We start from the raw sequence: 24,097 nt of genomic DNA, 5'->3' as shown, positions 1-24,097 counted from the left end.
CCAACCTTGCCGCGCATTGCACCATCCATTTCCACTTCGCACAGGAGACTTTCATGTCCGACATGCTCAGCATCTCCACCCCTGACGGCAACTTCGACGCCTACGTCGCCTGTCCGGCCTCGACTTCCGCGCAGGCGTCCGCACCGGCAGTCATCGTCATCCAGGAAATCTTCGGCATCAACGGCGACATGCGCGAAACCTGCGACGAATACGCGCGCCAAGGGTACGTCGCGTTGTGCCCCGACCTGTTCTGGCGTCTCGAACCCAATGTCGTTCTGACGGATCGCACCGAAGCCGAATGGCAGCAGGCCATGAAGTACTACAACGCGTTCGATCTGAACACGGGCGTCGAGGACATTGCCGCGACCATCGGCTTCGCGCGCGGGCTGCCGCAGGTGCGGGGAAAGATCGGCGCGGTCGGCTTCTGTCTCGGCGGGCTATTGTCCTTCCTGACGGCGGCGCGCACGGACGTCGACGCCGCGGTCGCGTACTACGGCGGCGGCACAGACCAGCATCTCGGCGAAGTGCCGAAGATACGCATTCCGCTGCTGCTGCATCTCGCCGAAGCGGATGAATTCATTCCGGCGGATGCGCGCAACCGCGTGCTTGCTGCCGTACAGGGACAGGCGAACATCGAGGCGTTCACCTATCCCGGCTGTCATCATGCGTTCGCGCGCAACCAGGGCGTGCATTACGATGCCGCCGCCGCGCAGCTCGCCAACGGCCGCACCTTTGCGTTCTTCGCGCAGCACCTGAAATGACGCGCGTCGGATGCGCCAGAAAAAACGCCGCCCGGAGCAGGGCGGCGCGCGTTCATCCATTCGAGTTCATTTCTTCACCGTATGCGGCCGTCGAAACACCAGCCAGCGGGGCGACTTGAAGCGCACGATGCTCACATACAGCCACACATAGGTCGCCGCGAACACCACGACGAAGCAGAACAGGTGCAACGTATGCCGCCAGAAGAGCGTCGCCGGAATCACGGCGATCAGGCACAGCAGCCAGAGGTACGGCGAGGTGAGCGAATTGCGGCGCGTCAGTTCGTGCGCGTTCTTGACGCCGACGGCCCAGCGCATCAGACGCTTGTAGACGAGCATGTGCAGATGTACGCCATCCGGAATGCCCGGCGAGATGCCGCGAATGAATTTCTTGCGATAGATCGAGAAACAGGTTTCGAAGATCGGGTACATGAACAGCAGTACCGGATACCAGGCCGAAACATCGCGGTTGCGCATCACGAGCATGATGGCGAGCTCGCCGAGCATGAAGCCGACGAAGTAGGCGCCGCCGTCGCCGAGAAAGATCAGCCCGGCCGGGAAGTTCCAGATGAAGAAGCCCATCACCGCGCCCATCATGATGAGCGAGCCCGACAGCACCACCGGATCGTGCACCTGGAACGCCACATAGGCGAGCGAGGCGAACATCATGAAGGTGACCATCGAGGCGAGGCCGTTGAAGCCGTCGATGATGTTCACCGCATTGGCGAGCGCCGCGACCGCGAGCACCGTTACCGCGCAGGAAACGACCGCGTAGGAAAGCACGAAATCGAGCGGCGGCACGCTGATGCGCGTCACGGCAATGTCGAGAAACGCGTACGCCAGTCCGGCGGCGGCCATCGTGCACAGCAGTCGCACCAGCGGCGACACGCGCTTGGTCAGGTCCTCGACGAGCCCGGACAGGAACGCCGGCATGCCGCACGCAATGATGCCGAGGATGCCGCCCGACACAGCCGGATAACCCCAGCGCAACTGCACGGCGGAAGCGGTCAGTCCGCACAGGATGCCGACGCCGCCGATACGCGGCACCGGATACGCATGAAATTTCTGCACGCCGGCGAGGTCGGTATCGCCGAGCACGCCTTCCTGGAGATGGGCGAAGCGCACGATGAACAGCGTCACCAGCAGCGAAATCAGGAAGGCAAGCGCGAAACTGAGCATGAAGATGAACCGGAGGAGGGGTTGCGCCCCGCATCGTACCTTATCGGCAGGGACGATCCGGAGCGCGATGCCCGGAGCCACGCTCCAGGCGAACCCTCAAGCAAAACCGCGCGGATTCTGCGACTGCCAGCGCCAGTGATCCTCGCACATGCGTTCGATGCCATGCTGCGCGCGCCAGCCGATCAACTCGGCGGCGGCGGCGGGGTCGGCGTAACACGCGGCGATATCGCCCGGACGACGCGGCACCAGTTCGTAGGGCACCGGCTTGCCGGACGCCGCCTCGAACGCCTTCACGACATCGAGCACGCTGTAGCCCTGGCCCGTCCCCAGGTTCACGACGAAACTGCGGTCGAGGCGGCGCAGCGCGTCGATGGCCGCGATATGCCCGCGCGCCAAATCCACGACGTGAATGTAATCACGCACGCCGGTGCCGTCGTGGGTCTCGTAGTCGCTGCCGAACACGCGCAGCCGCTCCAGCTTGCCCACGGCGACCTGCGCCACGAACGGCATCAGGTTGTTCGGCACGCCCGCCGGATCCTCGCCGATCAAGCCGCTTTCGTGCGCACCCACCGGATTGAAATAGCGCAGCGTGGCGATCCGCCATGACGGGTCCGAGACTTCGAGATCGCGCAGGATCTGCTCGGCGATGAGCTTCGACTGGCCGTAGGGGTTGGTCGCCGAGAGCGGGAAGCTTTCGTCGATCGGCACGCTTTTCGGCACGCCATAAACGGTCGCGGACGAACTGAACACGAAGTTGCGCACGTTGCGCGCCTTCATCACCTTGAGCACGGCCAGCAGGCTGCCCACATTGTTTGCGTAGTACTCGACCGGCTTCGCCACGGACTCGCCCACGGCCTTCAGCGCCGCGAAGTGGATGGCGCCGGTGATGTCGTGCGCGTCGAAGATGCGTTCGAGCGCGGCTTCATCGCGGGAATCTTCCTGATAGAACGCCACCCGCTTGCCGGTGATCTGCTCCACGCGCTGCAGCGATTCGGCACGGCTGTTCACGAGATTGTCGATGACCGCCACGTCATAGCCCGCGTCGAGCAGTTCGACGCAGGTGTGCGTGCCGATAAAGCCTGCCCCGCCGGTGACGAGAATCGTGCCCTGGGTCGCGTTGTTCAGCGACTGCTTGCCATTCATCATGCGCTCTCCAAATAACTCGAATCAGAGTGAAATGCCGGTGATGGCATGTATTGTGCCTTTGTAGCGTTCGACGACATTCTTCTCGTCGAATTCACGGGCCACCTTCGCGCGGCCGTGCTGCGCCATCGCCGCGCGTTCGGCGGCGGGCAGCGTCAGCATGCGCTCGAGTGCCTGGGCCAGGCTGTCCGCGCTCTTCACTTCGCAAAGCAGCCCGGTCACGCCGTGCTCGACCACTTCGCGGCAGCCCGGCACGTCGGTGGCGACGATCGGGCGGCCCATCGCCGAGGCTTCCATCAGCGTGCGCGGCACGCCTTCCCGGTACGACGGCAGCACGACGCAGTCCGCCGCGGCGATGAGCGGACGCACGTCGTGCGCTTCGCCCAGGTACTCGACGATATTCTCGCCTTCCCATTGCGCCACGTCCGTGCGGCTGATCGCGCTCGGATTGTCGACGCCGACCGGCCCGAGCAACTGGAAGCGCACGTGCGCAAAGCGTGCCTTCAGGCGCCGCGCGGCTTCCACGTATTCGGCCACGCCCTTGTCCCACAGCAGCCGCCCGATCAGGATGAAGACGAATTCCTCGCGGGCGGGCAGCGGGGTCAGTGCGAATTCGTCGAGATCGACGCCTTCTCCATGCAGCCGCCGCGCACGATCCGGATGCGCCAGCAGCTTTTCCTGCACGAAAGCCGCATGGTCGTCCTGATTCAGGAACCAGATCTCGCGCGGGAAGCGGAACGCCAGGCGGTAGAGCCGTTTCGCGACCTGCGCCGTGCGGCTCGTCTGGATGAACACGTAGCCGAGACCCGTCGTGACCGCAATCGACGGCACGCGGGCGAGCATCGCGGCCAGCGAGCCGTAGATGTTCGGCTTGATCGTGTAGTGAAACACGATGTGCGGGCGCGTCGTCCGATAGGCACGGTACAGCGCGGCAAGGGTCTTCAGGTCCTGGCGCGGATCCGTGCCTTTCGATGCCACCGGCAACTCGACGCAGCGGCAGCCCATTTCGGCGAGCGGCTCGAAGGTGCGGTCGCGCGGCGCGAGGATCGTCACCTCCGCGCCGCGCGCGGTCAGCATGCGCAGCAGGCCGCGCCGGTAGGTGTAGATCGCCCATGCGGTGTTGCAGACGAGGGCAATGCGAAGACTCGACTTTTCTTTCGTCATCCGGAGGTCATGGTTCGACGGCGTGGATCGCGCGGCGCGTCATCGAGTGGCAAGCGATTGACAGGCGCCGCGCGGATTCACCGTGCACTCAACGTAGCGCAAAACAATTCAAAAACAAATCGACAAAAAAAGCTCAGGCGACGGGCGTGGAGCGCATGAGTTTCGCCTTCAGGCCGCGCAGCAGACGGTACGGCAGCGCCAGGTGCGCGACGCTTTTGACCATGCCCAGCCAGTCGAGCGGATTCATCACCCGCACATGGCGCAGTTGCAGCCGCAGGGTCGACAGCACCTGTGTCCGCCGTTTCGTCGCGCTGATGCCGGCCTCGTTGAGTTCGTAATACAGGCCGAATTCGGGCAGGTTGGCGCCGTCGTGACGCCGCAGCAGGCGCAGGATCAGGTCGAGATCCTCCGCGGCGCGGTACTGCGCCCGATAATTGCCCGCCTCGATTACGGCGTCCACGCGCAGCATCAACGAAGGATGCGTGAAGCAGGTGCGCGCCAGCATCAGGCGGCGCAGCGCGGACGGCTCGCACGGCGGCTTCAGGTCGAACAGCGGCGCGCCCGCGGTGGACACGACATGCGTCCACATGCCCAGCACCGCGACGCGCGGATGCGCTTCCATATAGGCGCGCTGCTTCGCGAGCCGGCCGGGCATGGCGAGATCGCCGGCGTCGATGCGCGCCGCATAGCGCACGCCGCGCGCCGCGAGCGCGTCGATGCCGGTCTGCAATGCGCGTTCGATACCGCCGTTCCTCGGCATCCGAAGAATCTCGATCTGCATGTTCGCCAGCGCGGGCGCGGCGATGGGCGGGGTGCTGCCGTCGTCGACGATCAGCACGCGCACCGGGGAGGTTTCGCGGAACGACGCGAGCGTACGCTCGACTTCGGCCTGGCCGTTGAAGGCGGGCAGCAGCAGCATCACATCGGAAAGAGCATTCATGCGCGCAGCCGGAAACGGAGGTAATAGAAGTTCACCGCCGCCGCCGCCACATAACCCGCCGCCAGGCCCATCAGCGCGCCATAGCCGTCGAAGCGCGGAATCGCGATCAGGTTCACCGCGAACGCCACCGCGAGCGCGAGCAGCCATTTCGACAGCAGCACGTACTTCGCCTGATATTTGAGCACGACCAGATTGCCGATCGCCTCGATGCCCGCCGGCACCGACAGCCACACGGCCCAGCGGAACAGGCTGGCGGCGTCGGCATAGTTGGGGCCGAACACGCGCGCGATGATGAAACCGCCGAGCGCGTCCAGCACGGCTGCGCCCGCGATCATCAGCGCGGCGGTCATCGCGAACAGCCGCAGCAGGTTGCGCCGCAGCAGCCGCGTGTCCTGTACGCGGTACACAAAGGCCGGCGCGATGGTCTGCGCGAGCATCAGCGCGAGCGCGATCCAGTTTTCGTTGAGCTGCTGCGCCGCGGAATACAGGCCCAGTTCGGCGAACGACACGCGATGCGCGAGCATCAGCCGGTCGAGCTTCAGGAACAGGTACATGCAGATGAGTCCGAGCCAGAACACCGTGCCCGCGCTCGCGAAATGCCTGAAGAGCGCGCGGTCGAAGCGCCAGCCGAGGCGGCCGCCGTGCCTGCGCATGTAGTACAGCACGAGCGCCGCGCTGATGGCCGCCGCTTCGAGCGCCCACAGCCAGCCGAAGCGCGACGGCGCGGCCGCCACGCGCACGAGCGCGTAGACCAGCGCCGCCTTGAAGATCGCGGCCAGCATGCTGGCGAGCAGTTGCGGCTTGCTGTAGGTCTGGCTTTGCAGCCAGGAGTTGACGACGCCGATGAACGGTTCGCGGAACAGCATCGTCACGGCGAGGCCGGCGAGCATGAGGCCGACGGTCGGGTCGATGCCGCCCGCCGCGATCCAGATCCAGGTTGCAATGAGCGCGAGTATCGAGACGCCCATGCGCAGCACGAACGCGCTGCCTAGCACGATGCCGGTGTCGGCGGGCGGCCGGCGCACGATGGTCGGAACCAGGATCTCGGCGCCGCAGACCCACGTGACCGGCGCGATCACGAGCAGCAGCGTGTTGGCGTACTGCCACTTGCCGAAGTCGTCCGGGCCGAGATAGCGCGCCAGCACGCCCGCGATGACAATGGCGACGGCGATTTGCGTGAGCCGTTCGAGCCCGAGCCAGACGATGTTGGCCAGCGCGCGGGCGACGTCCGGATTGCCGGAACGCAGCAGGGCCTTCATTCAGCCGGCTTCCCGTCACGCACGGGCACGCGGCGTGCTACCGAAGACTGTCCGGCTGCAGAAACCGCGTGATCGGCTGACGAATAGCATTCAATCGTCACGTTATGTGGGATGACGCGCGAAGGCGCTTCATTCGGGGGCATCGGGGCGATAGGGCGTTTGAGCATTGGATTAGAATGAACGCGCCGGTTTTTACCGCAACGCGAAAGCCACGAGAGCGCCGAAAGACAGCGATTATAAGTGCGATCCGGGGCGCGTCCGTCCGCTTCGGCGGGCGGGGGACGGCTTCAGTGTGTTGCCTTTGCATGTGCTGCTGCGCTTTGCATATCGCTTTGCATCCATTTGTTTCAGTCGTATGGGTTTAACAGACGCATAAGCGGAATTCGACACGTCATCACGTCATCACGTCATCGGGCGGTCGTCTGCGCGGCGTGGGCGCCGTGACGGCGGCCAACGTCACGACCTGCATGCCCTCATGGCTGCATCGCCGAGAATTCGTTCATCAATCGACAAGAGGTAGCCATCTCATGAGCCAAGTATCCCAATCCATTTTCAAGGCCTACGACATTCGCGGCATCGTTGGCAAGACGGTCGATCGCGACGTTGCGAAGAGCATCGGCCAGGCGTTCGGCAGCGAGATCAGGAAGCAGGGCGGCGATTCGGTCGTGGTCGCGCGCGACGGCCGTCTGTCCGGTCCGGAGCTGGTCGGCGCGCTGGCGGACGGCTTGCGCGCGGCAGGCGTCGATGTGATCGATGTCGGCATGGTGCCTACGCCGGTCGGCTATTTTGCGGCGAGCGTGCCGCTGCCTTTGCCGTCGGGTGAGCGGCGGGTGGATTCCTGCATCGTCGTGACGGGCAGCCACAATCCGCCCGACTACAACGGTTTCAAGATGGTGCTGCGCGGCGCGGCGATCTATGGCGAGCAGATCCAGGGCTTGTACAAGCGCATCGTCGACAACGACTTCACGACGGGCGAGGGCAGCTATACCGAGTTCGACGTGCAGCAGATGTATCTGGACCGCATCGTGTCGGATGTGAAGCCGGTGCGCGCGATGAAGATTGTCGTGGATGCGGGCAACGGCGTGGCGGGCGGCTTGGCGCCGCGTCTGTTCAAGGCGCTCGGCTGCGAGCTGGTGGAGTTGTTCACGGACATCGACGGCAATTTCCCGAACCATCATCCGGATCCGGCGCACGTCGAGAACCTGCAGGACGTGATCAAGGCCTTGAAGGAAACCGATGCCGAAGTGGGCTTTGCATTCGATGGCGACGGCGACCGTCTGGGTGTCGTGACGAAGGATGGGCAGGTGATTTATCCGGATCGTCAACTGATGCTGTTTGCGCAGGAAGTGCTGTCGCGCAACAAGGGTGGGCAGATCATTTATGACGTGAAGTGCACGCGCAATCTGGCGAAGTGGGTGCGCGAGCAGGGCGGCGAGCCGATCATGTGGAAGACGGGCCATTCGCTCGTGAAGGCGAAGCTGCGTGAGACGGGCGCGCCGTTGGCGGGCGAGATGAGCGGCCATGTGTTTTTCAAGGACCGCTGGTACGGTTTCGATGATGGGTTGTACACGGGGGCGCGGTTGCTTGAGATCCTGTCGCGGGTGGCGGATCCGAGCAAGCTGCTGAACGACCTGCCGGACTCGCTTTCGACGCCGGAGTTGCAGATCAAGATGGAAGAGGGCGAGAACGTCCAGTTGATCTCGAAGCTGCAGGAGAACGCGAAGTTCACGGGCGCCGATGATGTGCTCACGATCGACGGGCTGCGCGTCGAGTATCCGGATGGGTTCGGGTTGGCGAGGTCATCGAACACGACGCCGGTCGTGGTGATGCGGTTCGAGGCCGATAGTGAAGGGGCGCTGAAGCGCATTCAGGAGGATTTTCGTCGGGTGATTTTGGCGGAGAAGCCGGACGCTCAACTGCCGTTTTAAAGCGCCTTCGCGGCGCTTGACTCAGCGGTGCGGTTGCTTTTTGGGGGCCGCGCCGTTGTTTTTTTTGCTTGCGCTTGGTTGGTGTTGTTGTTCGCTTGCGCTTCGATGGACTTCCTGTGTTCGCGTCGGTCTGTTAGCACTGCCCCTCCCCGGGGCCGGGGTCTTCGTTCTGGTCCTTCGCGTGGGTTGCTTGTGTTCGCTTGCGCTTCTATGGACTTCCTGTGTTCGCGTAGGTTTATTAGCACTGCCCCTCCCCGGGGCGGGGGTAACTTTCTTTGCTGCTGCAAAGAAAGTCACCAAAGAAAGCAGCTTTTTTTCTCGCCCAGCGTCATTTAGCGGCACGACACAGAACCACGTTTCTGGCCCGGCAGTAGAGAGTGCCCTCATAGGCCACACCGGGCGTGGATCGCGGACCCACTGTGACATCGCACCACAGAACAGACTGGTGCAGCCCTTGCATGCTCCGGCGCTGCGCTACGCGCCGCCGACCGGTCAATCGGGGATGCCAGTGCACTCTTGCTTACGCGTCCATCTCATTGCTCTTGCCTCCCACTGGTTTCCCTTGCATACCCTCCGGCAGCGCGTAGCGCTGGGCCGGCGCTTTCAGGTGCTGCACCAGTTCGCTGAACGGCAGTTTGTCCCAGTGGGTCCGCGATCCAAGCCCGGTGTGGCCTATGAGGGCACGCTCTACGGCCGGGCCAGAAACGGGGTTCTGTGCTGCGCCCATTTGATGACGCTGGGCGGAAGAAAAGCTGCTTTCTTTGGTGACTTTCTTTGCAGCGGCAAAGAAAGTTACCCCCGCCCCGGGGAGGGGCAGTGCTAATACACCGACGCGAACACAGGAAGTCCATGGAAGCGCAAGCGAACACAAGCACCCCACGCGAAGGACCAGAGCGAAGACCCCGCCCCGGCAAGGAGCAAGGGACAAGCGGCAAGTGCCAACAACCCCACCCGACGGCGGTAAGCCGTCCAACTCCCATGCCGCGCTAAAATCCCCCCTTTACCCTCCATCCCGGCGCCCTCGGCGCCACTCCCCCGGCGTGCAAAAGATCCTGATCATCCGCGTGTCGTCGCTTGGCGACGTCGTCCACAATATGCCGGCCATTGCCGACATCCGCCGCCGCTATCCGGATGCGCAAATCGACTGGCTCGTCGAAGAAAGCTTCACAAGTCTCGTCGAACTGGTCCAGGGCGTCCATCGCGCCATTCCGTTCTCGCTCCGACGCTGGCGCAAGTCCATCGCCTCACCCGCCACCTGGCGCGAGATCGGTCAGTTCAAGCGCTCGCTCGCCGCCGAAAACTACGATCTCGTCATCGACTGCCAAGGCCTCATCAAAACCGCATGGGTCGCGAGCTGGGCCCGCGGGCCGCTCGCCGGCCTCGCCAACCGCACCGACGGCGCCGGCTTCGAATGGCCCGTGCGCTTCTTCTACGACCGGCGCGTCCCCGTCGAGCCGCGCACCCACGTCGTCGAGCGCACCCGCAAGCTGGTAGCCGCCGCGCTCAGCCTGCCCGACCCGCACATGACCGACGACATCGACTTCGGCCTCGACACCCGGCGCGCCACGCTCGCCGTCTCCGAACTCGGTCTCAACCTGCCCGTGCCCTACGTCGTGTTCGTCCACGCCACCTCGCGCGCCGACAAGCAATGGCCCGAAGCCGCCTGGATCGAACTCGGACAAGCCCTCGTCACGCGCGGCGCATCACTCGTGCTGCCCTGGGGCAGCGAAGCGGAACGCGCGACCAGCGAAAAGCTCGCGAAGGAATTCGGTGCAGCCGCCATCGTGCCGCCCAGGCTCTCGCTGCCGGCCGTGGTCGGGCTGATCGAAGGAGCGGCGGCGACAGTCGGCGTCGATACTGGCCTGGTGCATATTGCCGCGGCGCTGAAGCGGCCGACCGTCGAGTTGTACAATTTCTCGACCGCCTGGCGCACCGGCGGCTACTGGTCGCCGCAAGTCGTCAATCTCGGCGACGCAAGCCGCCATCCCACGCTTGCAGACGTCAAGACCGCGCTCGCAGGCTTCGGCCTGTTGTAGCGCTTCAGTGCATGGCCCGCACGCGCGGGCAACGCGCGGGACAACACAGCGGTCATTCAAGCTCGAAGCAAGGTCATAGTCACATGACGGAATCGCAAATCATCGAAGTCGCCTCCGCCGACTGGCACGGGAAAAATCTCTCCGTGCCGCGCGAGACGCTGCTCGCCGGCGTCGAAAACGGCAAGGTGCTGTATTTCCCGAATCTGCGTTTCGCGATCGAGGGCGGCGAACGCGCGCTGCTCGATCCAAAGATCGCCGATCCGAAGCGCAAGAACATCAGCCTCGCGCCCAATGGCGGCGCGCTGAACGGCGTGCTCGGCGATGCCGTGATGCAGTCGGCGGTGCGCTCGCTCATCAAGCGCTATCAGGACAACGCGCGCTCGCTCGTCGACGGCCTGTTTCCCGAATACGACGGCAAGCTGCGCGTCGCGCCCACCAGCCTGCGGCTGCATCAGGTCGAAACCCGCGAGACCTCGTGGCGCAAGGACGACAGCCGCCTGCACGTCGACGCCTTCCCGTCGCGCCCGAACTACGGCGAGCGCATCCTGCGCGTGTTCACCAACATCAACCCGCAAGGCGCGCCACGCGTCTGGCGCGTGGGCGAGCCGTTCGAGGACATGGCGCAGCGCTTCCTGCCCGGCATCAAGGCGCAGGCGCCCGGCGCCGCCTGGCTCATGAACCTGCTGCACATCACCAAATCGCGCCGCAGCGAGTACGACCATCTGATGCTGCATCTGCACGACGCGATGAAAGCCGACCTCGACTATCAAAAGGTCTCGCCGCAGGAAACCATGCCGTTCCCGCCCGGCTCCGTATGGGTCTGCTTCTCCGATCAGACCTCGCATGCCGTGATGTCCGGCCAGTACATGATGGAGCAGACCTTCTTCCTGCCCGTCAAGGCCATGGCCCGTCCCGAGTGCGCGCCGCTCGGCATTCTCGAGCGCCTGAAGGGCAGGGCGCTCGTTTGAGCGGCGCCGCTTCTCCGAGTCTGGCCGCCGGCGTGCTGAGACGGATCTACCGCGCGCTGTGGTGGATCGTCGCGCCGCTCGCGGTGCTGCGGCTCCTGATCCGCTCGCGCAGGGAACGCGGTTATCGCGAACACATCGGCGAGCGCTTCGGACACATGCCGCCGTATGGCGGCCGAAGCGCCGGCGATCTCGCACCGCTCATCTGGGTTCACGCGGTATCGGTCGGCGAGACGCGCGCCGCGCAGCCGCTCATCGAAGCGCTGATCGACGCGCATCCCGAAGCCCTCATCCTGCTCACCCACATGACGCCGAGCGGCCGCGCCACCGGTGTCGAGCTGTTCGGCGACCGCGTGCTGCGCAGCTATCTTCCCTACGATCTGCCCATTCTCGTGCGGCGCTTCCTGCGGGCGTGGCGGCCGTCGCTCGGCATCGTGATGGAAACCGAGGTCTGGCCGACGCTCATCGACGAATGCAAGCGTGCCGACGTGCCCCTCGTGCTGACCAACGCGCGCATGTCGCAGCGCTCGTACCGGCGCGCGGCGAAGTTCGGCCGCGCGGTGCGCGAGGTGTTCGGCGGCTTCTCGCGCGTGCTCGCCCAGACGCCTTCCGATGCCGAACGGCTCACCGCGCTCGGCGCCCGCAATGTCGCGGTGCTCGGCAATCTGAAGTTCGACATGAGCGCGCCGCCCGAACTGATCGCGCGGGGCCAGGCATGGCGCGCGGCGATCGGCGAGCGCCCGGTGTGGGTCGCGGCCAGCACGCGCGAGGGCGAGGAAACGCTCGTGCTGCGCGCGCTCGCGGCGCTGGACATGCCGCATGCGCTGCTGATTCTCGTGCCGCGTCATCCGCAACGTTTCGACGAAGTCTCCGCGCTGCTGTCGAGCCATGGGCTCACGAGCGCGCGGCGTTCAGTGTGGGCGCCCAAACCGGCCGCGGCGGGTTCCGGCGCCGATACCCCTGAGCCCCTGCCGGCCAACGTGCAGGTCCTGCTCGGCGATTCAATGGGCGAACTCGGCGCGTACTACGCGGCCGCGGATGTGGCGTTCATCGGCGGCAGTTTGTTGCCTCTCGGCGGGCAGAATCTGATCGAGGCGTGCGCGGCGGGCGTGCCGGTGCTGATCGGCCCGCACACCTTCAACTTCACGCAGGCCACCCGCGACGCCATTGCCGCCGGTGCGGCGCTGCGCGTCCAGGATCCGCAGGAACTGGGACAAGGCCTGCGCGAGATTCTCCAGGATCGCGCCCGGCGGCTGGCCATGAGCGCGGCGGCCTCGGCCTTCGCGGCGGCGCATCGCGGCGCGACGGCGCGCACGGTGAGCGTGCTGGGCGCGCTGCTGGAGGAAAGCGAGGCGGCGCGCGATGCCGCGTCGCTCGCCGATTAGCGGTCAGTGCGGCTTGCGGGAGAGCAGTTCCGTCACGCAGCGCGCGAAGCGTTCGTTGCTCGCAGCGATTCCATACTCCTCGGCGCGCTCCGACGCACGCTGCTGCATGCTGGCGCGCAGCGCATCGTCGGTCAGCACGCGATGCAGCGCCTGTGCGAGTTCATCGACGGCACCGACCGGAAACAGGATGCCGAAGCGGCCGTCGCCGAGAATCTCGCGCGGACCGGTCGGGCAGTCGCTGGCGATCACCGGCTTGCCGAGCGCGAGCGCTTCGAGCAGCACCATCGGCATGCCTTCATAGCGCGAGCTCAGCACCTGTAGCCGCGCGCCCGCTGCCAGCGCATGCGGATTGTCGAGCTGACCCATGAAATGCACGCGGCCATCGACACCCAGTTCCTTCGACAACGCCTGCAGCTCGCCGCGAAACGCGCCGTCGCCGACGATCACGAGATGCTCTCGAATGGCCGGATCGCGGATCAGTTGCGCATACGCCCGCAGCAGGGTGCGATGGTCCTTCTGGATTTCATCAAGACGCGCGACCGACACGATATACGGCGCATCGCAAGGCGGCGTCTGTGGCGCGGCGCCGTTGCTGCGAATCCGCTCGATGTCGATGGCATTGGGCAGCGTGAACAGCCGTTGCAGCCTGTCGCCGAACATGGCGCGGGCCTCGTCGGCCATGTGCTGGTTGAGCGCGCCAACGCCGTCGTAGCGGGCGAACTGCGTCGCGAGCCGGCGTTGCTTGCGCGGCCGGTTGGCGAGGCGCGCGTCGAAACTGAAATGATTGACGCCCAGCCACGCCACGCCGAACTGCCCGGCGAGACGGCGCAGCGACATGTCGTAGTCGACGATCAGCGCATGGCGGCGCGCAAGCTCGGCCACGCGGCGTTTCACATACGGACGCACGGCGAGCGTGTTGAACACGTCGCGCCCGACGCGCCCGAGCTTGCTCAGGCTCTGCGCATAGCGGCGTTTCTGGAAGTGATTGAGCCAGTCCTGATCGGCGAGGATTTCGATGGCGACATCGGCCGGCACGAGCGGGCGAAAGCGTTCCTCGAAAGCAGGCGACGGGTGCATGACCGACAGCGTGACCGTGAAGCGGTTGCGGTCGAAGACATGCAGCCATTGCATCAGCGACGACTCGATGCCGCCGTTGCCGAAGTCGACAATGTGAAACAGCACCGGAACACGGCCGGCCGGAAAATGCGCGGGCGAACGAGGGGACAGGGCAGCGATGGACACCGTGCAGCGCCCGCCGCACAGCGCGGGCGTGGAATGATTGCGAAGCCGTCATGCTACCGCATGCGCGTGCCGCGCTCATGAAGCGGCGCGCACTGCGACATCAATTCACGAAACCAGCAAGCCCTTCTTCTCGATGAACGCGATCACCTGGGCCAGTCCTTCCTGCGCCTTCAGATTGCACATGACGAAGGGACGTTCGCCGCGCATCTTGCGGGCGTCGCTCGCCATGATGTCGAGGTTCGCGCCGACATGCGGCGCCAGGTCGGTCTTGTTGATCACCAGCAGATCCGACTTCGTGATGCCCGGGCCGCCCTTGCGCGGAATCTTCTCGCCGCCCGCGACGTCGATCACGTAGATCGTGAGATCGGAGAGTTCCGGGCTGAAGGTGGCTGCGAGATTGTCGCCGCCCGATTCGATGAACACGATGTCGGCGTCCGGAAACTTCGACACCATGCGATCCACCGCTTCGAGGTTGATCGACGCGTCCTCGCGAATCGCCGTGTGCGGGCAGCCGCCCGTCTCCACGCCCATGATGCGCTCGGCCGGCAGCGCGCCCGCCACCGTCAGCAGGCGCTGATCTTCCTTGGTGTAGATGTCGTTGGTGATGGCGACGAGGTCGTAGCGTTCGCGCATCGCCTTGCAGAGCATTTCGAGCAGCGTCGTCTTGCCGGAACCGACCGGCCCGCCGACGCCGACCCGCAGGGGCGGCAGTTTCTTGGTTCGACGGGCGGCGGCGGAATAGGCGGGAGCGTTCATGAGTCGGGCTAGGAACGAAAGAGTCGTGAGTATTGGGATTCGTGCCGCGCGGACAGGATGCCCAGTTGCGGCGCGAAGGTGTTGATCCGGTCGGGCGAGGTAGCGAGCGCGCGGCGCACGGCATCGTCGATGGGTCCGCGCAACGCGACGATGATGCGCTGCCCCGCAAGCTGGCCGAGCGGCACGGCCTTGAGCGCGGCGGCCGCCTGGTTCTCGACCCAGCTGAACGCGTAGGCGGCGAGCGCGGCCTCAGGCGCGGCGTCGTGCGCGAAGGCGGCAAAGGCGAAGGCGGTGGGCTGCGCGATCGGCTTGAGCGATGCGAGCGTCTCGCGGCGCGCGGCATCGCCCCATTCGAGCGACGCGCACAACTGGGCCAGCGACCAGCCCATCTGCTCGGTCTCGCGCCGCAACTCGGCCGACTCGCGGCTGGCGAGGTAGGCGTCGTTGGCGGCGCGGAGCGCGGCTGCGTCATGCGTGCGCCAGGAATCGATCTGATGCGCAAGCAAGGGCAGTTCACCGCGCGCCAGCACCGTCGAGAGTCCGCTTTCGATCCACTGGCGCGCGCTGTCGCCGTCGTGGATCAGGCCGTGCTCGATGGCCGCTTCGAGCCCTTGCGAATAGCTGAACGCGCCGATCGGCAGTGCCGGCGACGCGAGATGCAGCAGCGCCGTGAGTTCAGCGATGCGCATGGCCGTGGTGAGCGTGGCCGTGATCGTGATCGTGGTCATGCGAATGATCGTGGCCGCATGACGAATGATCGTGATCATGTGCGTGATCGTGGGCATGCCCGTGATGCTCGTCGAACACCTTCTGCGCAAGTGCATAGTCCTCGCTGAAGGTTTCGTCGTGACCATGCTTGTGGCCGCCGCCATACGCGCCGGTCTCGGGCTGGAACGGCTGGGTTTCGTGCGCCACCAGCACGCCCAGGCGCTTCAGCATGTCTTCGAGCACGGCATCCGCTTCGAGCTTCAGATAGTCCGCGCCGACTTCCACCGGCGTGTGGCGGTTGCCAAGGTGATAGGCGGCACGCGTCAACAGCCGCACGCTCGGCGCGCGCACCACCAGCACGTCTTCGGCAGCCGCGACGACCCGCACGAAGCCGCCGTCCTCCGCGACCAGCATGTCGCCGTCCGCGAGCACGGTGCCGCGCGGCATCACGAGCGCGACTTCCTCGCCGCTGTCGAGCGTCGCGGCGAGGCGGCTCTTGCAGCGCGCGTCGAAGGGCAGCGTCAGGGTGGGCGCGCGCTTCACGAGCACGGGCGCGAGTTTCGCGGTCAGGCGTTTATCGATGGTACGCATGGCATCAGAACAGGAAATAGCGCTGCGCCATCGGCAGGACGGTGGCGGGATCGCAAGTGAGCAATTGTCCGTCGGCGATCACCTGATAGGTCTGCGGATCGACGCTGATGGACGGTTGCCATGCATTGTGAATCATGTCGGCTTTCTTCACATTGCGGCAGTTGCGCACCGCGACCACCTGCTTGGTCAGTCCGTAGCGGTCCGCGATGCGCGCTTCCATCGCCATCTGCGATACGAACGTGAGCGAGGTCTTGCCGAGCGCGCCGCCGCGCGTGGCGAACATCTCGCGGTAATGCACCGGCTGCGGCGTCGGAATGGAAGCGTTCGGGTCGCCCATCTGCGCCAGCGCGATCATGCCGCCCTTGACGATCAGCGACGGCTTCACGCCGAAGAACGCCGGCTCCCAGAACACGAGGTCCGCCCACTTGCCCGGCTCGATGGAGCCCACTTCATGCGCAATGCCGTGCGTGATCGCCGGATTGATCGTGTACTTGGCGACGTAGCGTTTCGCGCGGAAGTTGTCGTTGCGTCCGGTGTCCTCGGGCAGCGCGCCGCGTTGCACCTTCATCTTGTGCGCCGTCTGCCAGGTGCGGATGATGACTTCACCGACGCGGCCCATGGCCTGCGAATCCGACGACAGCATCGACAGCGCGCCCAGATCGTGCAGGATGTCTTCGGCGGCGATGGTCTCGCGGCGGATGCGCGATTCGGCGAACGCGATGTCCTCCGCAATCGACGGATCCAGGTGATGGCACACCATCAGCATGTCGAGGTGTTCGTCGAGCGTGTTGACGGTGTAGGGACGCGTCGGATTGGTGGAGGAGGGCAGCACGTTCGATTCGCCCGCCACCTTGATGATGTCCGGCGCATGGCCGCCGCCCGCGCCTTCGGTGTGATACGTGTGGATCGTGCGGCCCTTGAACGCGGCGATGGTCGTCTCGACGAAGCCTGCCTCGTTGAGCGTGTCCGTGTGAATGGCGACTTGCGTGTCGGTGTCGTCGGCAACAGAGAGGCAGTTGTCGATGGCCGCGGGCGTCGTGCCCCAGTCCTCATGCAGCTTCAGGCCGATCGCGCCGGCCTTTACCTGTTCGATCAGCGGCGCCGGCAGGCTGGCGTTGCCCTTGCCGAGGAAGCCGAGGTTCATCGGCCAGCCGTCGGCGGCCTGGAGCATGCGCTCCATGTGCCACGGTCCGGGCGTGCAAGTGGTTGCGTTGGTGCCGGTCGCGGGGCCGGTGCCGCCGCCGAGCATCGTGGTGACGCCGCTCGCGAGCGCTTCGTCGATCTGCTGCGGGCTGATGAAGTGGATGTGCGTATCCACGCCGCCCGCCGTGACGATCAGCCCTTCGCCCGCGATCACTTCCGTGGCCGCGCCGATGGCGATGTTCACGTTTGGCTGGATATCCGGATTGCCGGCCTTGCCGACGGCGAAAATGCGCCCGCCCTTGATGCCGATGTCGGCTTTCACGACGCCCCAGTGATCGAGGATCAGCGCGTTGGTCACGACGGTATCGACCACGTCCGCGGCGGCGCGTTGCGACTGGCCCATGCCGTCGCGGATCACCTTGCCGCCGCCGAACTTCACTTCTTCGCCGTAGGTGGTGAAGTCGCGTTCGACTTCGATGATGAGGTCGGTGTCGGCGAGGCGCACGCGGTCGCCGGTGGTCGGGCCGAACATTTCCGCATAAGCGCGGCGGCCGATGCGTAGCGTCATATTCTCAGCGTCCTTTGCGGGAATGATTTAGAGCGGACCCATGACGAGGCCGTTGAAGCCGTACACATGGCGGTCGCCCGCGAGCGCCACGAGCTCGACCGTGCGTTCCTGGCCCGGCTCGAAGCGCACGGCGGTGCCCGCCGCGATGTTCAGCCGGAAGCCGCGCGCCCGCTCGCGCTCGAACTTGAGCGCCGCGTTGACTTCGTAGAAGTGGTAATGCGAGCCGACCTGCACCGGCCGGTCGCCATGATTCGCGACGACGACCGTCACGGTCTCGCGGCCCGCGTTGAGTTCGTGCTCGCCGTCGTCGATGAAATATTCGCCGGGGATCATCAGCGTCGCTCTGCTCAGGGAATCGGGTGATGGACGGTCACGAGCTTCGTGCCGTCGGGAAAGGTCGCTTCGATCTGGATGTCCGGAATCATCTCGGGGACGCCTTCCATCACGTCGTCGCGGGTGAGCAGCGTGGTGCCGTAGTGCATGACCTCGGCGACGGTCTGGCCATCGCGCGCCGCTTCCATCAGCGCAGCCGAGATGAACGCCACGGCCTCGGGATAGTTGAGCTTCAGGCCGCGTGCGCGGCGGCGTTCCGCGAGCAGCGCCGCGGTGAAGATCAGCAGCTTGTCCTTTTCTCTGGGTGTCAGTTTCATGAGCTTCTTGGGCAGTAAAGCGTGACGGGCCGCGCCATGCTAGCACCGGAACACCTTGTTTCGTTAGCCTGCTTCCGTTCTTACGGATGGCTTGCGGCTCACTGGATGAAGCGCTGCAACTCCACGGTCGAGGGCCGTTCGAAGATGGCGTCCGGCGCGCCGGATTCCCACACGCGTCCCTGATGCATGAACACCACCTTGTTGCTCACCTTGCGCGCGAAGCGCATCTCGTGCGTGACCATGATGAGCGTCATGCCGTCGCGGGCGAGGTCTTCCACCACGGCCAGCACTTCGCCGACGAGTTCGGGATCGAGCGCGGAGGTAATCTCGTCGCACAGCAGCACGGTGGGCTTCATCGCGAGCGCGCGGGCGATGGCCACGCGCTGCTGCTGGCCGCCCGACAACTGGTCGGGATAGGCGTCGAACTTGTCGCCGAGGCCCACGCGTTCCAGCACCGAATGCGCGGTGGCGCGGGCCTTGGCCTTGTGGATCTTCTTGACCACCGTTTGCGCGAGCATCACGTTCTGCCCGGCGGTGAGATGCGGGAACAGGTTGTACTGCTGGAACACCATGCCCACCTTGAGGCGCAGCGCGCGCAGGTCGGCGTGGCGCGCGTCCATGTGCTCGCCGTCGATTTCGATCGACCCTTCGTCGATGCTTTCAAGCCCGTTCAGCGTGCGCAGCAGGGTGCTCTTGCCCGAGCCGCTGCGCCCGATGATCGACACCACCTGGCCGCGCTCGACGGAGAAGTCGATGCCCCTCAGCACAAGGTTGGCGCCGAACTGCTTCTGGAGATTGCGGGTTTCAACGAGCGGCATGCCATTTCCTTTGAAGCGTGCGTGCATAGCGCGTGAGCGGATAGCAGAGCACGAAATAGATCACGGCCACGAGTCCATACACGAGGAAGGGCCGGAAAGTTGCATTCGAAATCATCGTGCCGGCCTTGGTCAGCTCGGTGAAGCCGATGATCGAGACCAGCGCCGTGTCCTTGACCGCCTGCACGGCGAAGCCCACCGTGGGACCGACGGCGATGCGCAGCGCCTGCGGCAGGATCACGTGGCGCAACTGCTCGAAGTAGCTCATCGCGAGCGATGACGACGCTTCCCACTGGCCCGTCGGCACGGCTTCCACGGCGCCGCGCCAGATCTCCGCGAGATAGGCGCTGGTGAAGAGCGTGAGACCGACGGTCGCGGCGAGCCACGGCGCGACGTCGATGCCGAGCAGCGGCAGGCCGAAGAACACGAGGAACAGCTGCATCAGCAGCGGCGTGCCCTGGAATACCTGGATGTAGCCCTTGACGAGCATGCGCAGGATTTGCGACTTCGACACGCGCATGACGAGCAGCGCGAAGCCGACGATGCCGCCCAGCACGAACGACACGACGGACAGCACGATGGTCCAGCGCGCCGCGAGCAGCAGGTTCTCGACGATCTGCGCGAGAGTGAATTCGATCATCGCGCGTGGCTCCGGCTGGCGGTGAGAAAGCGCTTGCCGGCCGCGTTGAGGACGGTGCGCAACACGAGGGCCATCACGAGATACGCGCCCGTGATGAAGAAGCAGGTCTCGAACGCGCGGAAATTGCGCGACTGGATATAGCTGGCCGCATAGGTGAGATCGGGCACGGAGATCTGCGAGACGACGGCTGAGCCGAGCATGGTGATGACGATCTGGCTCGTCAGCGCGGGAAACACCTTGGCGAGCGCCTGCGGCAGCACGACATGGCGGAAGGTCTCGCCGCGCGACAGCGCCAGCGATGCCGCCGCTTCGTGATGCCCCTTCGGCACGGCGCCGATGCCCGCGCGGATGATCTCGGTGGAATAGGCGCCGAGGTTGAGGGTCATCGCGAGAATGGCGGCGACGTACTCGCTCAGGTGGATGCCGAGCGCCGGCAAGCCGAAGAACACGAAGAACAGCTGCACGATGAACGGCGTGTTGCGGATTGCCTCGACATACGCGCCGACGAGCGTATTCAGCCATTGACGCGGGCTGTCGCGCCCGGCCGCGCCGAGCACGCCGAGCGAGACGCCCAGCGCGGTCGAGACGGCGGTGAGCGCGAGCGTCGTCGCCGCGCCGCTCGCGAACATGCCCGCGTATTGCGCGAGATCGGCGAACTCAAGTTCATAGGCCATACGATGCCGCGCTCCTGGTCACAGGCTGGCGGGCAGCGGCTGCCTGAACCACTTCTTCGACATGCCGTCGAGCGTGCCGTCCTTCTTCGCCTGCGCGATGGCGCCGTCCACCTTGGCGAGCAGACGCGGCTCGTTCTTGTTCATGCCAACGAAGCACGGCGAATCCTTGATGACGAATTTCGCTTCGGGCCGGCGCGGCGGATTCTTGGCGAGGATCGCGGCCGCGACGATGTTGCCCGCCGCGATCAGCTGCACTTGTCCGGAGAGGAAGGCGGAGATGGTGGCGTTGTTGTCCTCGAAGCGCTTGATGGTGGCGTTCGGGGCCATCTGCGAGAGCGCGATCTCCTCGAGCGCGCCGCGCGTGGCGCCGACGGTCTTGCCGGTGAGATCGGCGGGGCCGGCAACCTTGATGTCGGCGGGGCCGAACACGCCCTGGAAGTAGGGTGCGTAGGCGGTCGAGAAGTCCAGCACCTTCTCGCGCTCGGGCGTCTTGCCGAGCGACGAGATCACGAGGTCCACCTTGTTGGTCGTCAGATAGGGGATGCGGTTGGCGCTGTTGACGGGCACGAGTTCGAGCTTCACGTTCAGCGACTTCGCGAGCAACGCGGCCATGTCGACGTCATAGCCTTGCGGCTTCATGTCCGCGCCGACCGAGCCGAATGGCGGATAGTCCTCGGGCACGGCCACGCGCAGCGTGCCGTTCCTGGCTATCGTGTCGAGCGCATCCGCGTGGGCGGCGAGGGGCGTGAAGGCGGCGAGGGAGAGGGCGAGGACGGCGAGCGCCGTGCGGCGGGCGCGGGAGAACGGGGTGTGCATCGATGATCCTTCGGTCTTGGTTCGATCCTGGCGGCCGCGTGGGAAGTGCGGCTCTTGAGCGAAGGCTTAAAGCGAGAGTCGTGCCATCGGGGCGATGGTCTTGTCCTGTCGAGCTTCCCGGTTCACGGGCGCCGTGGCGCGCCCCCTTGCGGGGCAGCGTGATGCGCCATCGTGGTGCGTACTAGGTAGTCCACAGGCGCAGCGGGCGCGCCTCGACGCCGTGCACGACGGGACGCAGTTGTGTCCAGCAGGCGGCGAGTGCGTTCTGCAGCGGTTCCATCGAGCGGCCGATGGCGCGCACGATCAGCACGCCCGGCGCGACGCAGGAAGCGGCGGCGCGCAGTTCGGCGTCGAAGGGCAGGGCGGCGGTGAGGGTTTCGGCGAGCGCATCGTCGCAGGCGGGGCCGACGGCCCATAGCGTGCCGTAGGCCGGAAAGCCGGCGAGGCCTTGGGGTGAGTCGCGCAGCGGGTCGTCGGCGGCGAGCAGCGTGCGTTCGAGCCAGCGCGTGGCGCCGCTGCGATGCCCGATGCGCGAGATCGCCCGGATGTGGCCTTGCGTCCATTTCTCGCCGGCGGCGGCGCGGCCGAGCAGCATGGCGTCCCAGCCGATGGCGGTGGCGTCGTCGTCGAGTGTCAGGTTGAAGTCGAGCTCGATGTTGGATGATTCGAACACGATGTTGTTTTGCGGAAGCCAGTCGAGTCTGGCGCCGGCGGCGAGCGTGATGTCGATGCGTTGCGTGGCGAGCCGGCCGTTGGCCTTGTACCACTTGGTGGCGCCGGGCGTCGTGATGACGGCGTGGGTGTGTTCGTGGAGGTGGATGTCGATGGAGAGCCGGTCGCCGCCCGCGACGCCGCCGGGCGGATGCACGATCACGGCGTGGCAGATGTCGGCTTCGGGGTAGAGCGGACGTTGCAGCCGCAGCGGTCCTTCGTGCCTGCGATGCGAGCAGACGGTGCGGCCGTGCTGATGCGTGAAGCCGAGTTCGAGGCGGCCGCGCCACACGTGGGGATCGGCGAGGGCGGCGTGCGATTCGTGGTGCATGGGCGATGCGGGTCAGGGGTGAGTCGAGATCATACGGCGATCAGCTCGCGCACTCCATGCTGGTCCATTTCATTGCCGGCGCCGCCCGCGATGATTTCGCCGCGGCTCATGACCCAGTAGCGGTCGGCGAGTTCGCGGGCGAAGTCGTAGTACTGTTCGACGAGCAGGACGGTCATGCCCATTTCATCGACGAGCTGGCGCAGCGTGCGGCCGATATCGCGGATGATCGAAGGCTGGATGCCTTCGGTGGGTTCGTCGAGGATCAGGAGTTGGGGTTCGCTCATGAGGGCGCGGCCGATGGCGAGTTGTTGCTGCTGCCCGCCGGAGAGGTCGCCGCCGCGGCGGTGTTTCATGTCCCGTAGCACGGGGAAGAGCTCGTAGATGCGGTCGGGGATTTTTGAGGGGGCCTTGCGGCTGGCGGCGCCGACGAGCAGGTTTTCTTCTACGGTCAGGCGGCCGAAGATGTCCCGGCCTTGCGGGACGTAGGCGAGGCCGCTCGCCACGCGGGAGTGGGTGGGCATTGTGGAGATTGTTGTGTTTCGCCAGGTTATGGTGCCGGTTTTGGTTGGGACTACGCCCATCAGGCAGCGCAGGAGCGTCGTTTTGCCTACGCCGTTGCGGCCTAGCAGGACGGTCAGCTTGCCTTCCGGGACGGTCATCCGCACATCGCGGAGGATATGGCTACCGCCGTAGTATTGGTTCAGGTTTTCTATTTCCAACATGGGTTTGGCTCTTGCGGTTGGGTTTTGTTTTGCTTTGCTTTGCTTGCGCTTGTTGTCGTTTGTTGTTCGCTTGCGCTTCGATGGACTTCCTGTATTCGCGTCGGTCTGTTAGCACTGCCCCTCCCCGGGGCCGGGGTCTTCGTTCTGGTCCTTCGCGTGGGTTGCTTGTGTTTGCCAGCGCTTCTATGGACTTCCTGTGTTCGCGTAGGTTTATTAGCACTGCCCCTCCCCGGGGCGGGGGTAACTTTCTTTGCTGCTGCAAAGAAAGTCACCAAAGAAAGCAGCTTTTTTTCTCGCCCAGCGTCATTTAGCGGCACGACACAGAACCACGTTTCTGGCCCGGCAGTAGAGAGTGCCCTCATAGGCCACACCGGGCGTGGATCGCGGACCCACTGTGACATCGCACCACAGAACAGACTGGTGCAGCCCTTGCATGCTCCGGCGCTGCGCTACGCGCCGCCGACCGGTCAATCGGGGATGCCAGTGCACTCTTGCTTACGCGTCCATCTCATTGCTCTTGCCTCCCACTGGTTTCCCTTGCATACCCTCCGGCAGCGCGTAGCGCTGGGCCGGAACCCTCAGGTGCTGCACCAGTTCGCTGAACGGCAGTTTGTCCCAGTGGGTCCGCGATCCACGCCCGGTTAGGTCTACAAGGGCACTCGATAGTGCCGGGCCAGAAACATGATTCTGTGCTGCGCCCATAGGATGACGCTGGGCGGAAAAAAAGCTGCTTTCTTTGGTGACTTTCTTTGCAGCGGCAAAGAAAGTTACCCCCGCCCCGGGGAGGGGCAGTGCTAGCAGACCGACGCGAACACAGGAAGTCCATGGAAGCGCTGGCAAACACAAGCAACCCACGCGAAGGACGAGAGCGAAGACCCCCGCCCCGGGGAGGGGCAGTGCTAGCAGACCGACGCGAACACAGGAAGTCCATGGAAGCGCTGGCAAACACAAGCAACCCACGCGAAGGACGAGA

General features: G+C 65.3%; 23 protein-coding genes. 5 read left to right on the top strand and 18 right to left on the bottom strand.

The features are described 5' to 3' along the window. The first annotated feature begins 53 nt into the window (after positions 1-53). Positions 54-761 carry a dienelactone hydrolase family protein gene (locus QCE69_RS11345; RefSeq protein WP_309930757.1) on the top strand — a complete coding sequence of 236 codons (708 nt, stop codon included), beginning with the start codon at positions 54-56 and terminating at the stop codon, positions 759-761. Positions 762-827: 66 nt separating this feature from the next. Here the strand turns inward: QCE69_RS11345 and QCE69_RS11340 are convergent, their stop codons facing one another. The 5 genes from QCE69_RS11340 to QCE69_RS11320 form a co-directional block, all read right to left on the bottom strand. Next, positions 828-1,937: a glycosyltransferase gene (locus tag QCE69_RS11340; RefSeq protein WP_309809457.1), complete on the bottom strand. Its 1,110-nt coding sequence runs from the start codon at positions 1,935-1,937 to the stop codon at positions 828-830. Between the two features lie 96 nt (positions 1,938-2,033). After that, the gene (gene galE / locus QCE69_RS11335; protein WP_404987313.1) at positions 2,034-3,083 is read right to left on the bottom strand and encodes a UDP-glucose 4-epimerase GalE; all 1,050 of its coding nucleotides are present in this window, start codon (positions 3,081-3,083) and stop codon (positions 2,034-2,036) included. 21 nt (positions 3,084-3,104) lie between these two features. Further along, the gene (locus QCE69_RS11330) at positions 3,105-4,244 is read right to left on the bottom strand and encodes a glycosyltransferase family 4 protein (protein WP_309930755.1); all 1,140 of its coding nucleotides are present in this window, start codon (positions 4,242-4,244) and stop codon (positions 3,105-3,107) included. Positions 4,245-4,377: 133 nt separating this feature from the next. After that, positions 4,378-5,184: a glycosyltransferase family 2 protein gene (locus QCE69_RS11325; protein ID WP_309930753.1), complete on the bottom strand. Its 807-nt coding sequence runs from the start codon at positions 5,182-5,184 to the stop codon at positions 4,378-4,380. Next, complete coding sequence (locus tag QCE69_RS11320) at positions 5,181-6,443, bottom strand: oligosaccharide flippase family protein (RefSeq protein WP_309918024.1); 1,263 nt, start codon at positions 6,441-6,443, stop codon at positions 5,181-5,183. The genes QCE69_RS11325 and QCE69_RS11320 overlap by 4 nt, the downstream gene beginning before the upstream one ends. Positions 6,444-6,970: 527 nt before the next feature. On the opposite strand from QCE69_RS11320, the gene QCE69_RS11315 reads away from it, so the two are divergent. The 4 genes from QCE69_RS11315 (at position 6,971) to waaA (ending at position 12,757) form a co-directional block, all read left to right on the top strand. Further along, positions 6,971-8,371 carry a phosphomannomutase/phosphoglucomutase gene (locus QCE69_RS11315; RefSeq protein ID WP_309918020.1) on the top strand — a complete coding sequence of 467 codons (1,401 nt, stop codon included), beginning with the start codon at positions 6,971-6,973 and terminating at the stop codon, positions 8,369-8,371. 1,040 nt (positions 8,372-9,411) lie between these two features. Beyond that, the gene (gene waaC / locus QCE69_RS11310) at positions 9,412-10,407 is read left to right on the top strand and encodes a lipopolysaccharide heptosyltransferase I (RefSeq protein ID WP_309930751.1); all 996 of its coding nucleotides are present in this window, start codon (positions 9,412-9,414) and stop codon (positions 10,405-10,407) included. Between the two features lie 83 nt (positions 10,408-10,490). Further along, the gene (locus tag QCE69_RS11305; protein WP_309930749.1) at positions 10,491-11,375 is read left to right on the top strand and encodes a Kdo hydroxylase family protein; all 885 of its coding nucleotides are present in this window, start codon (positions 10,491-10,493) and stop codon (positions 11,373-11,375) included. 32 nt (positions 11,376-11,407) lie between these two features. Beyond that, positions 11,408-12,757 (top strand): lipid IV(A) 3-deoxy-D-manno-octulosonic acid transferase, encoded by a 1,350-nt coding sequence (gene waaA / locus QCE69_RS11300; RefSeq protein ID WP_309918012.1) that lies wholly within the window; start codon positions 11,408-11,410, stop codon positions 12,755-12,757. Positions 12,758-12,760: 3 nt separating this feature from the next. Here the strand turns inward: waaA and QCE69_RS11295 are convergent, their stop codons facing one another. The 13 genes from QCE69_RS11295 to urtE form a co-directional block, all read right to left on the bottom strand. Further along, entirely contained in the window at positions 12,761-13,939 is a 1,179-nt protein-coding gene (locus tag QCE69_RS11295; RefSeq protein ID WP_404987359.1) for a glycosyltransferase, read from the bottom strand. A 165-nt stretch (positions 13,940-14,104) separates the two neighbouring features. Beyond that, positions 14,105-14,755: an urease accessory protein UreG gene (gene ureG, locus QCE69_RS11290; protein WP_309809441.1), complete on the bottom strand. Its 651-nt coding sequence runs from the start codon at positions 14,753-14,755 to the stop codon at positions 14,105-14,107. A gap of 8 nt (positions 14,756-14,763) precedes the next feature. Beyond that, on the bottom strand, positions 14,764-15,444 hold the full coding sequence (locus QCE69_RS11285; protein ID WP_309931628.1) for an urease accessory UreF family protein: 681 nt from the start codon (positions 15,442-15,444) through the stop codon (positions 14,764-14,766). Beyond that, positions 15,431-16,054 carry an urease accessory protein UreE gene (gene ureE / locus QCE69_RS11280; protein WP_309930746.1) on the bottom strand — a complete coding sequence of 208 codons (624 nt, stop codon included), beginning with the start codon at positions 16,052-16,054 and terminating at the stop codon, positions 15,431-15,433. The genes QCE69_RS11285 and ureE overlap by 14 nt, the downstream gene beginning before the upstream one ends. A gap of 4 nt (positions 16,055-16,058) precedes the next feature. Further along, entirely contained in the window at positions 16,059-17,765 is a 1,707-nt protein-coding gene (gene ureC, locus QCE69_RS11275; protein ID WP_309918005.1) for an urease subunit alpha, read from the bottom strand. Between the two features lie 27 nt (positions 17,766-17,792). Beyond that, complete coding sequence (locus QCE69_RS11270) at positions 17,793-18,098, bottom strand: urease subunit beta (RefSeq protein ID WP_309809435.1); 306 nt, start codon at positions 18,096-18,098, stop codon at positions 17,793-17,795. A gap of 14 nt (positions 18,099-18,112) precedes the next feature. Next, positions 18,113-18,415 carry an urease subunit gamma gene (ureA, locus tag QCE69_RS11265; RefSeq protein ID WP_309809433.1) on the bottom strand — a complete coding sequence of 101 codons (303 nt, stop codon included), beginning with the start codon at positions 18,413-18,415 and terminating at the stop codon, positions 18,113-18,115. A 98-nt stretch (positions 18,416-18,513) separates the two neighbouring features. Next, positions 18,514-19,233, bottom strand: coding sequence for an amino acid ABC transporter ATP-binding protein (locus QCE69_RS11260; protein WP_309918000.1), 720 nt, complete (start codon positions 19,231-19,233; stop codon positions 18,514-18,516). Beyond that, positions 19,220-19,870: an amino acid ABC transporter permease gene (locus tag QCE69_RS11255; RefSeq protein ID WP_309917997.1), complete on the bottom strand. Its 651-nt coding sequence runs from the start codon at positions 19,868-19,870 to the stop codon at positions 19,220-19,222. Before QCE69_RS11255 ends, QCE69_RS11260 begins: the two co-directional genes overlap by 14 nt. After that, positions 19,867-20,544, bottom strand: coding sequence for an amino acid ABC transporter permease (locus tag QCE69_RS11250; RefSeq protein ID WP_309809426.1), 678 nt, complete (start codon positions 20,542-20,544; stop codon positions 19,867-19,869). Before QCE69_RS11250 ends, QCE69_RS11255 begins: the two co-directional genes overlap by 4 nt. 18 nt (positions 20,545-20,562) lie before the next feature. Continuing rightward, positions 20,563-21,360 (bottom strand): transporter substrate-binding domain-containing protein, encoded by a 798-nt coding sequence (locus QCE69_RS11245; RefSeq protein WP_309930744.1) that lies wholly within the window; start codon positions 21,358-21,360, stop codon positions 20,563-20,565. A gap of 181 nt (positions 21,361-21,541) precedes the next feature. Next, a complete protein-coding gene (locus QCE69_RS11240; protein WP_309930742.1) occupies positions 21,542-22,402 on the bottom strand; it encodes an urease accessory protein UreD in 861 nt (286 codons plus the stop codon). A 29-nt stretch (positions 22,403-22,431) separates the two neighbouring features. Continuing rightward, complete coding sequence (gene urtE, locus QCE69_RS11235) at positions 22,432-23,124, bottom strand: urea ABC transporter ATP-binding subunit UrtE (protein WP_309917984.1); 693 nt, start codon at positions 23,122-23,124, stop codon at positions 22,432-22,434. Positions 23,125-24,097: the final 973 nt, after the last annotated feature.

It is taken from the genome of Caballeronia sp. LZ032, from assembly GCF_031451315.1.
Taxonomy (GTDB): Bacteria; Pseudomonadota; Gammaproteobacteria; order Burkholderiales; family Burkholderiaceae; genus Caballeronia.
Note: the sequence above shows the minus strand (reverse complement) of the source record. Positions and strands in the feature narration are given on the sequence as shown.

Excerpts from the sequence above, each read along its gene's own strand:
- QCE69_RS11345 (WP_309930757.1), top strand. The coding sequence starts at position 54 with ATGTCCGACATGCTCAGCATCTCCACCCCTGACGGCAACTTCGACGCC.
- QCE69_RS11340 (WP_309809457.1), bottom strand. The coding sequence starts at position 1,937 with ATGCTCAGTTTCGCGCTTGCCTTCCTGATTTCGCTGCTGGTGACGCTG.
- galE (WP_404987313.1), bottom strand. The coding sequence starts at position 3,083 with ATGATGAATGGCAAGCAGTCGCTGAACAACGCGACCCAGGGCACGATT.
- QCE69_RS11330 (WP_309930755.1), bottom strand. The coding sequence starts at position 4,244 with ATGACGAAAGAAAAGTCGAGTCTTCGCATTGCCCTCGTCTGCAACACC.
- QCE69_RS11325 (WP_309930753.1), bottom strand. The coding sequence starts at position 5,184 with ATGAATGCTCTTTCCGATGTGATGCTGCTGCTGCCCGCCTTCAACGGC.
- QCE69_RS11320 (WP_309918024.1), bottom strand. The coding sequence starts at position 6,443 with ATGAAGGCCCTGCTGCGTTCCGGCAATCCGGACGTCGCCCGCGCGCTG.
- QCE69_RS11315 (WP_309918020.1), top strand. The coding sequence starts at position 6,971 with ATGAGCCAAGTATCCCAATCCATTTTCAAGGCCTACGACATTCGCGGC.
- QCE69_RS11305 (WP_309930749.1), top strand. The coding sequence starts at position 10,491 with ATGACGGAATCGCAAATCATCGAAGTCGCCTCCGCCGACTGGCACGGG.
- ureG (WP_309809441.1), bottom strand. The coding sequence starts at position 14,755 with ATGAACGCTCCCGCCTATTCCGCCGCCGCCCGTCGAACCAAGAAACTG.
- QCE69_RS11285 (WP_309931628.1), bottom strand. The coding sequence starts at position 15,444 with ATGCGCATCGCTGAACTCACGGCGCTGCTGCATCTCGCGTCGCCGGCA.
- ureE (WP_309930746.1), bottom strand. The coding sequence starts at position 16,054 with ATGCGTACCATCGATAAACGCCTGACCGCGAAACTCGCGCCCGTGCTC.
- ureC (WP_309918005.1), bottom strand. The coding sequence starts at position 17,765 with ATGACGCTACGCATCGGCCGCCGCGCTTATGCGGAAATGTTCGGCCCG.
- QCE69_RS11270 (WP_309809435.1), bottom strand. The coding sequence starts at position 18,098 with ATGATCCCCGGCGAATATTTCATCGACGACGGCGAGCACGAACTCAAC.
- ureA (WP_309809433.1), bottom strand. The coding sequence starts at position 18,415 with ATGAAACTGACACCCAGAGAAAAGGACAAGCTGCTGATCTTCACCGCG.
- QCE69_RS11260 (WP_309918000.1), bottom strand. The coding sequence starts at position 19,233 with ATGCCGCTCGTTGAAACCCGCAATCTCCAGAAGCAGTTCGGCGCCAAC.
- QCE69_RS11255 (WP_309917997.1), bottom strand. The coding sequence starts at position 19,870 with ATGATCGAATTCACTCTCGCGCAGATCGTCGAGAACCTGCTGCTCGCG.
- QCE69_RS11250 (WP_309809426.1), bottom strand. The coding sequence starts at position 20,544 with ATGGCCTATGAACTTGAGTTCGCCGATCTCGCGCAATACGCGGGCATG.
- QCE69_RS11245 (WP_309930744.1), bottom strand. The coding sequence starts at position 21,360 with ATGCACACCCCGTTCTCCCGCGCCCGCCGCACGGCGCTCGCCGTCCTC.
- QCE69_RS11240 (WP_309930742.1), bottom strand. The coding sequence starts at position 22,402 with ATGCACCACGAATCGCACGCCGCCCTCGCCGATCCCCACGTGTGGCGC.
- urtE (WP_309917984.1), bottom strand. The coding sequence starts at position 23,124 with ATGTTGGAAATAGAAAACCTGAACCAATACTACGGCGGTAGCCATATC.